14 protein-coding genes and 1 pseudogene are annotated in these 12,105 nt (G+C 32.5%); 9 read left to right on the forward strand and 6 right to left on the reverse strand.

Annotation, left to right across the window (positions count from 1 at the left end):
- Nucleotides 1-188: 188 nt before the first annotated feature.
- Complete coding sequence (locus C7B89_RS23545; RefSeq protein WP_048395072.1) at nt 189-386, forward strand: YjcZ family sporulation protein; 198 nt, start codon at nt 189-191, stop codon at nt 384-386.
- A gap of 328 nt (nt 387-714) precedes the next feature.
- A complete protein-coding gene (locus C7B89_RS17245; RefSeq protein ID WP_115674163.1) occupies nt 715-903 on the forward strand; it encodes a hypothetical protein in 189 nt (62 codons plus the stop codon).
- 147 nt (nt 904-1,050) lie between these two features.
- On the opposite strand, the gene C7B89_RS17250 is transcribed toward C7B89_RS17245, so the two are convergent.
- The 4 genes from C7B89_RS17250 to C7B89_RS17270 form a co-directional block, all read right to left on the reverse strand.
- The gene (locus C7B89_RS17250) at nt 1,051-1,689 is read right to left on the reverse strand and encodes an NAD(P)H-binding protein (RefSeq protein WP_115674164.1); all 639 of its coding nucleotides are present in this window, start codon (nt 1,687-1,689) and stop codon (nt 1,051-1,053) included.
- 773 nt (nt 1,690-2,462) lie between these two features.
- Nucleotides 2,463-4,415 (reverse strand): lipoteichoic acid synthase, encoded by a 1,953-nt coding sequence (gene ltaS, locus C7B89_RS17260; protein WP_115674166.1) that lies wholly within the window; start codon nt 4,413-4,415, stop codon nt 2,463-2,465.
- 449 nt (nt 4,416-4,864) lie between these two features.
- Nucleotides 4,865-5,386: a DinB family protein gene (locus C7B89_RS17265; RefSeq protein WP_115674167.1), complete on the reverse strand. Its 522-nt coding sequence runs from the start codon at nt 5,384-5,386 to the stop codon at nt 4,865-4,867.
- A gap of 146 nt (nt 5,387-5,532) precedes the next feature.
- Nucleotides 5,533-5,754: a hypothetical protein gene (locus C7B89_RS17270; RefSeq protein ID WP_115674168.1), complete on the reverse strand. Its 222-nt coding sequence runs from the start codon at nt 5,752-5,754 to the stop codon at nt 5,533-5,535.
- Between the two features lie 241 nt (nt 5,755-5,995).
- Between C7B89_RS17270 and C7B89_RS17275 the strand changes: the two genes are divergently transcribed.
- Together C7B89_RS17275 and C7B89_RS17280 are read left to right on the forward strand one after the other, a co-directional pair.
- Complete coding sequence (locus tag C7B89_RS17275) at nt 5,996-6,175, forward strand: hypothetical protein (RefSeq protein WP_115674170.1); 180 nt, start codon at nt 5,996-5,998, stop codon at nt 6,173-6,175.
- Nucleotides 6,176-6,447: 272 nt separating this feature from the next.
- Complete coding sequence (locus tag C7B89_RS17280; protein WP_048393709.1) at nt 6,448-7,002, forward strand: hypothetical protein; 555 nt, start codon at nt 6,448-6,450, stop codon at nt 7,000-7,002.
- A 299-nt stretch (nt 7,003-7,301) separates the two neighbouring features.
- Here the strand turns inward: C7B89_RS17280 and tnpA are convergent.
- A pseudogene (tnpA, locus tag C7B89_RS17285) lies at nt 7,302-7,777 on the reverse strand (IS200/IS605 family transposase).
- A gap of 426 nt (nt 7,778-8,203) precedes the next feature.
- Between tnpA and C7B89_RS17290 the strand changes: the two are divergent.
- Nucleotides 8,204-9,055 (forward strand): hypothetical protein, encoded by an 852-nt coding sequence (locus C7B89_RS17290; RefSeq protein WP_115674171.1) that lies wholly within the window; start codon nt 8,204-8,206, stop codon nt 9,053-9,055.
- A 102-nt stretch (nt 9,056-9,157) separates the two neighbouring features.
- On the opposite strand, the gene C7B89_RS17295 is transcribed toward C7B89_RS17290, so the two are convergent.
- On the reverse strand, nt 9,158-10,045 hold the full coding sequence (locus C7B89_RS17295) for a helix-turn-helix domain-containing protein (RefSeq protein WP_115674172.1): 888 nt from the start codon (nt 10,043-10,045) through the stop codon (nt 9,158-9,160).
- A gap of 136 nt (nt 10,046-10,181) precedes the next feature.
- Here C7B89_RS17295 and C7B89_RS17300 point away from each other — a divergent pair, with 136 nt between their 5' ends.
- The 4 genes from C7B89_RS17300 (at nt 10,182) to C7B89_RS17310 (ending at nt 11,974) form a co-directional block, all read left to right on the forward strand.
- A complete protein-coding gene (locus tag C7B89_RS17300; protein WP_115674173.1) occupies nt 10,182-10,403 on the forward strand; it encodes a helix-turn-helix domain-containing protein in 222 nt (73 codons plus the stop codon).
- A gap of 74 nt (nt 10,404-10,477) precedes the next feature.
- The gene (locus tag C7B89_RS17305) at nt 10,478-11,236 is read left to right on the forward strand and encodes a hypothetical protein (RefSeq protein WP_115674174.1); all 759 of its coding nucleotides are present in this window, start codon (nt 10,478-10,480) and stop codon (nt 11,234-11,236) included.
- A 130-nt stretch (nt 11,237-11,366) separates the two neighbouring features.
- Nucleotides 11,367-11,507, forward strand: a complete 141-nt coding sequence (locus tag C7B89_RS22940; protein ID WP_158539194.1) for a hypothetical protein — start codon at nt 11,367-11,369, stop codon at nt 11,505-11,507.
- A 215-nt stretch (nt 11,508-11,722) separates the two neighbouring features.
- Nucleotides 11,723-11,974 (forward strand): helix-turn-helix transcriptional regulator, encoded by a 252-nt coding sequence (locus tag C7B89_RS17310; RefSeq protein ID WP_112118147.1) that lies wholly within the window; start codon nt 11,723-11,725, stop codon nt 11,972-11,974.
- The last annotated feature ends 131 nt before the right edge of the window (nt 11,975-12,105 follow it).

Consider the following 12,105-nt stretch of genomic DNA (forward strand, 5'->3'; position numbering starts at 1 on the left):
GGACTGGATTGACAACTAATCATCAGGCTGTAACAAGCACCTTTGAGTTTCATCCTATCAAGGGTTTAGTGATACTCATCCTTCACCCAAGATTCTCTTTAAAATTACCTAAATACGATTCATTAGACGAATACCCTTTTCTCTTTCAACGGCATTCATACAATAAACTGAAGAAAGGAGAGATCTTGATGGGATACTTTGGAAACATGGGTAATTTCAATTGTTGTTATGGAGGCTATGGTAATGACTATAGCGGCGGTTATAGTATGGGTTGTTGTGGCATGGACTATGGCGGCAAAAACAATAGTTCAACATTTGTTTTAATCGTTGTGCTATTCATTCTTCTGATTATTGTCGGAGCAACATTCGTGCAAAAAGAATATTAATATTTATTGATAAACATGAAAAAGGGATGATCTTCATTAATAGCAGCTCACATTAATGTCGATACATCCACAGCAAAGAGGGTCACTTCCAGCCTAGTGACCCTTTTTTAAACCTGCTTGTTTTTCACCTTATTTAATTTTAAATTCTCCATTTCCCACATTTGCGGTAATACACATCGCTAAAGAAATATAATAAGCCAACATTTTTACTTCCATTTACGCCCCATATCCGCTTTTACATCATAAAGTTTTTTAAAAATGAAACCACCTAAAACCATGAATCGTATACTTACTTAAGAAAAAGCCATTGTAAAAGGGGTCGAGTAATGTGAGAGAATGGTTGCAAGGAAGGAAAAACAAAAAGAGAAGAGATAAGAGACGTAAAGATCAATATTCATTAATTGACTTATTTCTTGATGTACTAATTTGGATACCAGAATTACTTTTCCTCCCATTTAGAATCATTTATTGGTTGTTGAGAGGTGTTGGAAAGTTTATTGGAGAAGGTTTTAATTAAAAAACTGCTCAAAAGGATGTCATTTGATTTTTTGTACCAATACGATTGAGGCAAAGGAAAATTTTGTTGGGCATTCAAAAGGGATAAAGTCATTTAGTTGAGGCGCTGACCCTTCCCTCTCCAAGTGGCATTCTCCTTTAAATTAGATTAATTGGAGATAAACGGTGCTTTTTGTACATACTTTTGATTTTCTATTTGGTTAATGATGAATGTAGCTATATCCCGATTTGTTATTTTTGTACCTGGCATATTTCTAAGATTTTCCTTTATGAACCCTACTTCATTTCCCTCTACGATAAATGGAAGCCGAATTAGTGTCCATTTGATAACTTGATTATGGCTAAGGAGATGCCATTCTTTTTTCTTATCCATCATCATTTTTGAATAAATAATTTCAAATATCTTTGCACCCATTCTATTTATAATACTCTTTGTATCTCCAGCAATGGTTAGCGATCCACCCGTTACCCCAATATAACGATCCATATGTAAATCAGACATGACTCCCAATATATTTTCCGTTAATTTACTATAAATTTGTTTTTCTTTCATTGGTTGACCAAAAGTATTGATAACGATTTGACAATCTTTTAATAGCTTTTGAAGATCCTCGATATTTTGTACATTCCCTTCTATTACCTCAATCCTACTGTCTCTGAAAACTAACTTTTCTGGGTTTCTAACAAGCATCCGTACGTGATACCCTTTCTCTAATGCTTTAGAAGCAATGTAACGCCCCGCTTTACCTGTTCCACCGATAATTGCTATCTTTTTATAAACGTCCATGATGCCCCCCTAATTATCATAATAATATGTATACGGACAAATCATAGTTTAGATTCAATAATTCTATTATTCACCTCTCTTTATCAAATGAGATAAAGAAATAGTAATTTTGTTTATTCTAGCTAGAGCTTTTGTCTAAGCAAAAGAAAAGAACCACTCTCTTAAAAGAAAATGGCACTTCAACGCCTCATCGTACTTACTTGATAATTACACTTTTTAGGTGTATTCAGCTTAACTAGATCAGTGGTTTATATTTACTAAGTCTTTATTATATGCAATCCACTTCTCCATTTCTCTCTCGACAGCTCGGTTTTGCCATTCAAACCAAATACCTGTACATTCACTGCAGTGACTATCGACACCCTTTTTTTCATGTGTATCTTTACATGTAAACACAGTCTTTTTACGACAACTATAACAGTAAATGACTATGTCTTTATAAAACTCCATTCCGATCAACTCCTCAAATTTACACCTATTTCTTTCCTTTTTTCATCTAAGTTATTCTTTAAAAAGAAATAAGTAAGGATGATGAGTGCCATCATGTTTGTTCTTTCCTCTCCTTACTAATAAAAGCGATTCAAACCCTTACTATTAAAGGATTTGAATCGCTTTTTCCGTTAGTCCAACTTTCTATTTGAACCTAAAGGAGAATATAAAACCTTGGTATTGCCATACTTGTTCAAAAATGACCAATAAAAAAGCAATTCAAGGTAATGGTATGATATCCTATAGACTTTGATATCGTACACAATTCCTTGAACTGCCTTAAATTATTTAGACTCTACATTTTCATCAGGAGAGTAATTATATTGAGAAGGATCAACTGGCGTATAACCTGTTGGCGTATAGAATCTCAATAGGTCACCATTCACTACTCTATCAGATAACGCCAATTTATGATCTACTTCATTTTTAATCGTCTTTGCTTCCTCTAATTGACTGTCGTCTAATGGTAAGCCTGTTTTATTATCATAATATTTTTCATTAATTGAATAAATAGTAGGACTGACAAAATCGCCATTTCTAAATGGTACAATTTCATCATGCTCTTCTGATAATAAGTCTGAACCAAATTGAACAAATTGTTGTGAATCAATTCCTAGTAAATGCAATAACGTTGGCAGTAGGTCTGTTTGGCCACCATAGCTATGGTTGGTCCCACCTTGTATGCCTGGAACATGTATAAATAATGGTACACGTTGTAAATTAGCACTTTCATATGGTGTAATCTCTTTTCCAATGACTTGTTCCATCGCTTTATTATGATTATCGGAAATACCGTAATGGTCACCATAAAGAACAATCATTGAATGATCATATAATCCTGATTCCTTTAATTGCTGGAAGACCTGTTGAATTGCTTCGTCTGCATAACGAGCTGTTTGGAAATAATTATCAACGCTTGCATCTCCCGTATTGGCTTTATCAATTGTCACTAAATCTTGATTCATTTTATATGGATAGTGATTCCCTACCGTAATTAATTTTGTATAAAAAGGTTGTGGTAAGGAGCTTAAAAGATTTTGAGATTGTTCAAAGAATGGTTTATCTAACAAACCATATTCAGCCATGTCCTCTGAAGTACCTGTGTTATAGTAACTAGCATCGAAGAATTTATCGAAGCCAAATGATTTATAAATTACATTTCTATTCCAGAAGCTTCCGTTATTACCATGGAATACAGCTGATGTATAACCATAATCTTTTAAAATACTAGGAGCTGCCTGATACGTATTTTGTGCTTTTGTAATATAAGCAGATCCTTGTGGTAATCCAAATAAAGAATTTTCAAGCATAAATTCTGCATCAGATGTTTTCCCTTGACCTGTTTGATGGAAGAAATTATCAAAATACAATGTATTCTTATCTTTTGCTAATGAATTTAAAAATGGTGTTACTTCTTCACCGTTTAATTTATAGTCGATTAAAAAGTTTTGGAATGATTCTAAATGTAAATAGATAACGTTCATTCCCTTTGCTGCACCGAAATATTGGGCATTTGGTTTGGCATAGTTTGACTTTGTATAGTTAATTACTTCAGTAATATCACTACTATCTGCCAAAGCTCTCTGAGAAGAGGCTTTCATCGTTTCAACTGAGTCATAAATCGTATAGTTATACATCCCTAGATATTTCACAATATAGTTTCTATCAAAACCTCGTGTTAATAGTTGAGGACGATTAGTTTCAGCTAGTCCTAAATTAAGGATTGATACCGCTAATGCAAAGGCAATGATTGCCATTCCTTTTTTATAGCCAAAACGTTTGGTATCTTTTTGGATTTTTTTAGAGAATCGTAGATAAAACATAACCATTACATCCACAAAGAACAAGATATCATAAGGCTTTAATAAAGAAAGAACACTGCCGCCTAAATCTCCAAAGTTCTGCGTTTGAGAAAGTGTAGGTAATGTAATGAAATCACTAAAGAATCGGTAATAGACAATATTGGCATATAAAACAATAGACATCAAAGTGTAGACAACAACGAGTGATGTGTATTTTCTTTTTCCTTTAAATAAAAATGAAAATCCTAGAAATAGCATTGCTGAGCCCAGCGGATTTATTAGTAAAAGGAATTGTTGAATGATTCCTTCTACACCTAAGTCAAATTGTGATAGTTGAGAGATGTATGTTTTAATCCATAACATTAATACTGCTACTATATAAATTCCTAAAAAGTTTTGTAATAGGTTATCTTTTTTATTTGCTAGATTTTTCATTTTTGCACCTACCTTTTACTGATTAAATTAAAATCTAGATATATATGAACTTAACTGATAAGTACTGTATTGCACTTTTAAAATGTTACGTTACAATAGCTTTTTTCGCGACCAATGTATAGTACTCCCCATTTAAACTTCTGTCAAGTTGTTAGCTATTCTTCATATAAATATTTCTAATTAACCTAAATATTGTCCAAAAAATACCCAGTAAACATTAGTTTTTAACTAATGTTTACTGGGTATTTTACGCCATAATAGAGATGGTTGGTTCTTTAAATATCTATATGAAATTTACCTCGCAATTTCTCTTATTTGGGCATCAAAAAATCTTCCATTCAAATGAATTGGAAGATACTCTGGTACGCTATTCACTTTTTGCTAATAAACAATTGGATATTATTGCAACATTTTTCTAGCATATATATATTTCTACAGTGTCTCTCATTCTATTTAAACGTTTCTTTATTTATTTGAGCACCTACTGAATCTTTCAATGATGAAGAAAGACCTCTTCTGATTAGATTTGCAGAAACAGGCGCTCTCCCCATTTCCCTTGCCCAAATTGATAATTGTCCTATATGGTGAATTTCATGTGCAATGGTATGACGAATGACTTCACCCCATGTATGCGTCTCCATACTACCATCGTCTAATGGAATATGAAGTATACGCTCTTCCATACTGTCATCCCATTGATTTACAAAGCTTTCGACTTCTAAATGAAATGCTGCTTCCAATTTACGAACTTTTTCCAAGCTATTATATTCATCAAAGCTCTCCTGAAAATCAGTTTTACCTTGTAATAGACGAATCCAACTCCATTCAACATCAATGATATGGAAAAGTGTGTGCAAAATACTGCCCATCCCACCAGTTCTGTTTTGCAAAAGTTCTTCTTCAGTCAACTCTTCACACCAACGAAACCAGTCTTCCCTAACTAGCCAATTATATTTAAAAAATGTTTGCAAAAAAGCACCTCCGTAGTTGTGAAAAACATTATAACTCACTATTTCTTCATATAAAGTGAGGAATCCTTCTTTGCTCTTTCAGCTATCCAAATAAGCACTACAAGTAACATAAGTATAACAACATTCCTAAGCTAAATGTATAGTAATTACCACTTCTGGTTACTCTTATGAATTTTTCTATAAACGTAATCTGCATTATCTAGGTTTTTCCAGCTACTAATAAAATTTAGTATTAGCATAAAAATTCCAAATAAAATAAATGCCAACATATATTTACCTATGAAAAATACACCAAACGTTGCAACCAAAAGTAATATCATTAAAATTATTACGAGGATTTGTAATTTCCCCTTCTTCTTCTCATCCACCTGTTCAACCTCCAATCAAAGCGCCGATACTTTTCTAAAATGTTTTCTTTGGTTTATTTTAACATAAAAATTCATTTTTTCTAAAAAATCAATTATTTTATGCAAAAACCAAACATCAGAAATTCCCTACCAAATTTACCTTACATAGTCTTGAGGTGATCTGAAATTTTAAGGATGAAATAGAAATAAACAAGGGATATTTTATTGGATAAGATAAATAATATCTTGAGGAGGTGTCGACATGAAACGAGACAAAAAAAATACAGAATTTGCAACAGACGAGCCAACAAAACAAGCATTTGCTAGTGAAGTAGACCCAAAAAAACCTAATGGGCGCAAAGAATATACTGAAGCCCCACGCCCACAACGTGAAGAAGACCTTATTATGGATGAGAAAAAAGGTAAGTCAACTTCATTATAATGTAAGACAAGTTAGTATTTTTGACCACTCTATTAGAGATGGTCTTTTTTAATTTTCTCCACATCATGTAACCCTATATAAAGATTGAGACCACCCATCATGGAGTGGTGTTTCTACTATTATTAAATACATATTATTTTAATTAACTTATCTCATAGCCAGTATATTATATATTAAAACAAAAAAGTAAATTTATGTTTTTTAACCTAATTTTAACCTTTTATTGATAATCTATAGTTGTTTCAACAATTAAATTACTAGGAGGAATAATTATGACAGTAGCAGTAAAAAATTTTAGTAGTATTATGAATCAAATGAGAGATGCTTATACGGGAGAGCAAACCAATGAATTTTCTTTAGCAGCGTTCATTGGACTTCAAGCTCCTTCATTATCAGACGCACCTGATGAATTACAAAAACTAACACAAGAATATCAGGAGAACGTTAATAGTTTTTATGTACAAGAAGAATTAGACTTAAAAGAAAATGTTAAGCAGTTAGAAAATGATAAAAATCAAACAGCTTTTTTTGAAAATATGCGGAAGAAAAAAGAGGAAGCTTTAAAAAAATCCGAAGACATGATCAATAAATACTATGATTCGTTGATAGATTTTGGTGAAGAGCATCCTGCAGCTCAAACACTCATCCTTACTATTGCTGATAAAGTCGGTGCCTTTATACAAGATATTATGGATAAAGTTTTAAATGTTTTTGTTACTGTTGTGGAAACTGTAAAAAATGCAATAAGTGCTGCTATTAATTTCATTTCCTCTACTTTTAATTCAATTGTTAATACTACGAAAAATTTCTTTTCTAGTTTATTTTAAAAACATTCTTAGCAGGACTGTCTCTGGACAGTCTTGTTTCACATTTAATACCACTTTACAAGAAACATTTCAACGAGCTAGTTCTCATTTTGATAAACTTTTCGATCAAAAAGACTGATTTTGGCACCTCTTAGGCACTATCGAGAACTTATACATCAATGTATAAAAAATCAGAACCACCAGTCTAACTGATGATTTGCTCTACGCGTGAAACGCTGGGGTACTGGCCCATGTCTAAAGACACACTGAAAGGTCCGCCAACCGCACTCCGTTTTCACGCTTCCACTAAAGTGGTTTTATTATTTTCGCTTTTTTGCTTGTATTTCTTCTCCTGTAAATGGATCAATGAATTCTTTCATGGTCATTTGATCCTCAAGAATATCCTCTTGCAATTGATTTTTTATATATTCCTGTATAATTTTTCTGTTTCGACCTACTGTATCTACATAATATCCGCGACACCAAAACTTCCTATTTCCATATTTGTATTTCAGGTTCACATGCCGATCGAATATCATTAAACTACTCTTCCCTTTCAAATAACCTACAAACGATGAAACACTTATTTTTGGTGGAATACTCACCAACTATGAATATGATCAGGACAGGCTGTAGCTTCAATGATTTCTACTCCCTTTCTTTCACATAACTGGCGAAGAATTCTACCTATATCTGCTTTGATTTGTCCATAAATAATCTGCCTTCTATATTTTGGCGCAAAGACGATGTGATACTTACAATTCCATGTCGTGTGTGCTAAACTTTTATTATCCATTTGTAGCCCCTTTCGTACGAAGTCGGTTGACCAGACCTGATTTCATTGTACGGCTGGGTTTTTTTTCTTGTCCATAGCTAGAAGCTCTTTGGAACCCCTCGCATAGCAAGGGTTTTCAAAAGATACAAATAATAAAAAGCCTTACAACCGTTGTGGCTGTAAGGCTTTTCTTGACGTCCCAGGAGGACATTAATTTATGGCTTTAGAAGCCTATGTTATCAAGGTATCTTCTTTAACTTGTGTAATATTTGTGTAACAGCTCAAAAAATGTGTTATTTCAGTTAGTTTTGCTACTATTAGTATGGATTATTAAAAACTACCCATTAGAAAGAAACTTTTCTCTTTTATAGCACAATAGAAAATAATTCACTACTTTTTATATAATTCATAAAATGGTACAATTTAGAACAAAAGGAGGATTTATTAATGAAAAAACTATCATTATCATTGGTTACTAGTAGTATTCTTTTATCAATGTTATTAACCCCTGTACATACTGAAACTGTACAAGCTAAAGAAGTTGAAAATACAGTAGATTTAACAAAAAAGCTAAATAAAGTTAAGAAAAATTTTAAAAAACAAACAAACAACGATGAAACAAATGAATTAGATACTAAAGTAATTGATACGAAAGAAATTGATACTAAAATTACTAAAATAGAGTCCGTCGGTCAATTACGTACTTATTTAGCTGAAAATTATCCAGAATTAAAAACAGACATTATTACAGTAAAATTTAATTACTCTGTGGGAGAAAACAATAGTATGAATCTTCCATACGATTTTAGTATTAACTACAATATGGAGCTATCACCATGGGATTTAAATTTCGAAGCTGCCATGGAAAAGCATCTAAGATTAATTGACCATCAAGATACAGCCAAAGAAGATGTAGCTAAAGCAAGAAAGCAACTTTATGATTTTATAGAAACAATGGCTAAAGATATAATAGAAAAATTACCTAACAAAAAAATAATAGGTCAGGATAGAGATGATTGGTATAGGTATCCTAACCTTAAAATAGATCCACGATCACGTACCTCTCATAGCTGGACTAATTATGAACCAATAAATATGAAGTACGTTTGGATTGATAGACCTGAGGATTACAATCAAGTAATGAGAGATAACATTCAAAACCCATTTTCTCCAATAGTAATTCAATATACCCGTGATGAAAAACAAAGAATTTACTATGCAGGTGAATGGATTTCCTTAAAGTATAATGATGTCAAGCTTACTGATTTTAGTTGGAGGAAACATTTAGATGAATATTAATTTAGAGCACCTTAAATAGGTGCTTTTTCTTTCTTAATGAATGGAAAAAACATAATTATAATCTTTTCAAATAATAACCTATAATTTAACCTCTTATTCCCTCTACCATTCAAGCCAGTTTTCTAAGTTTCGTCTACTACATATTTCTGCTCGACTATCACGCTCATTTAGCCAGTTATAGAAAGGCACTGGACGCTTTCTATTCGCTGTTTCTTCTATATGAAATGATTTAGTCACCTTCATATTAGAACGCTCTACAGCCTTGCTATACGTTCCTACAAATACGGCTCTTAATGTGCTTGTAACTGTCAGATCACCTTCTTTAATGTCCATAGCAATTTTAAATAGCACGTTCTTAGCTCTTATAAATTCATCTATAGAATTTACTTGTGAAGCTAATACAACCTTGTGCAACTCATCTTTCAAGTTATCTGCTAATGGCAATGAGTGCAAGAAATCGTACAACATCACTTGGTACTCGTTCATGTACTCCTTTTTCTTTTCAGCTTGCAAAGCCAATTCATTGCTAAGACTCATAATATTATTTGCTTGTTTAGAACTTAAAAGATTAAAAGAACTAGATGATTGGTTTTCAGATTGCGTAGGATAAACCTTATCACTACTAGCTTCATCGACTGTCTCTCGTTGGGACACTCTCGATGGGACATAAGGCAAAATGCGATAAATACTAGCCCCTTTTATACCGTTTAGTTTAGTGCTTGGTACTTTTTCGATGATGCCCAACTCTGCTAATTTCTTAATACTTCGATAAACAGTCTTAGTGCTGATTTCCAATGACGTAGCAATTGTGGCAGCTTTCAAATGACATACTCCTGGATGCTCTAAACTGTGAGATGCCAGTTTTAAAACAATAGAACGTTCTGACTCTGTTAAATCGTAGTAGTACGCTGTTATATGATTTTCAACAGATATATCCATGTCTTCTACTGTATCGAATGTTACGTATTGTGCTAAGTATTCAAATGCCATTCGTATTTCACCTCACCATCAATTTACTTAAACGAAATTNNAATTTCGTTTAAGTAAATTGTCAACATATAATTTCTTTTAAGTAAAGTATGTCGTATACTTAACACAACAAAATTTTGTTGTGGCGGTGAATAATATGAGTGTTATTTTAAAATCCAATATAGGAGAGTTGCTAAAACAAAAAGGATGGGACCAAAAAAGATTAGTTGAAGAAACAGGACTAAACCCACGTACTATAAGTGAATTAGTAAATGATAAGACTATACGTATAAATAAAAACGCTCTTGAAAAAATTGCAGATGCACTAAACATTGAAGACATTTCTGAGATTATTCAATTTAAAAAACCTGATAACTAAAACCTGGACATCTATTTTTTATATACAAAACATTTCAGATTCCCTAAAATGGTAATGAAAGGGAGGTTTTATAATTGAAGCAATTATTTTATATTGGTGCATTGTCCGCATTATTATTAACTGCTTGTGGGGAGGAAAAATCTGAGCCTAAAGAAGAAAAGCCTGTTACTGCGGAAACAAAAGAAAAAGAACAGAAAGAAGAAAAGGTAATTAGTGATGTTCCTGAATACAAAATAGAAGAAGACAACTTTGGTAAAGGAATGTGGCGAGTTACCTTGTCTACACCATCTACTGACAAAAAAGATTTAAAAGCATTAGTAGAGGAAACAAAAAAATTAGCATCAGACAAGTATAAGGATGTTAGTTCAATTTGGGTAAATATTAAAACAGAAAACAGTGTTGCAAATACATATGCTGCTACAGCAAAAGTAGCACTTGACGAAAAAGGTAAAGCAACTACTGGTCTAAATGAAATTGGTGTATTTGAAGTCAACTATAATGTCGGAGAAGCGCATGAAACAACTGCTACAGATCTGCCCCAATCAAATGCTGATTACACTGCTGACGATATACTAAAAGCTTTTCAAGAAGCTGGTTTAAGTACAACTGAACCGCGAGATAATAGTCATAATTGCGTTAAACTTGAATGTACTAAATTAATTACTACAGAAGATGTTAGTATTTATGAATGGCCAAGTGTTGAAAAAGCACAAGAAGTTAGTGCTAAGAAATTTGGAGATGCACAGGTTGGAACGATTATTATAAGAATGAATAATAAAGAAATTGATATTCAAAAATATATAGATGTAATGAATAATGTAGTAAATAAATAATTTAAGGTCACTCAAATGAGTGGCTTTTTTTATGAAAATTTTTATCATAACAGGAAAATAAATCAACAATATCTATTTACTCAAGTATGTAGATATGCTATAATAAGAGTATAGAAAGGAGGTAATAAAAATGGAACTTGAAAGAGTAGTAGCAATAACAGCATTCGTCAACTTAGCTATTGCAATCGTTAACTTTCAAACAGCGAAGTTAAACAACCAAAAAGCAAAAGCACTTGATGAAAAAGAAAAAGACACCACTTCAAAGAAGTAGCGTCCAACAAAAGTTTAAAAAAGAAGGTTAAGGCTGACCCCCTTAGCCTTCACAATAAATATAAATGATTTGCAGTTGTTATACAATCAAAATGAAAAGAAGAGGTGATTTTCATGACGACTATTACTTTAATTCTTACAGTTGCAGCATTAATAATAATTGGCGCAACAGTTCTTACAATGAGAAAAAAATAAAAAACTAGGTGGTCTCATCCAATGTCAAAAAACTACTCTTTCAACAGTAAAGAAGAATTTATCAAATTAGTTCAATCGGAAATCCTAACATCATCAGAAGTATTGGAGGAATTGCAAATTTCTAGGCAATCATTAAATTCACTTGTAAAACGAGGTAAGTTAACTCCTATCAAAGAATTACCAAGAGATCGAATGTTTTTACGTGAAGATGTGGAAGCGAGAAAAGAAGCAGCGAAAGAATTACATGCTAAATACAGACCGTATGATGAATAAAAAAATGACCAGGTACTCACTTTTGAATGAGCGCCTGGTTATTTATTTGTTTATTACTTCTGGATACTTTTTTTAAAATGATGCACCAAAAACCGAATGGACTGAGTCCACTCGGTTTTTAATTGGTTAAC

It is taken from the genome of Lysinibacillus capsici, assembly GCF_003367505.1.
GTDB lineage: Bacteria > Bacillota > Bacilli > Bacillales_A > Planococcaceae > Lysinibacillus > Lysinibacillus capsici.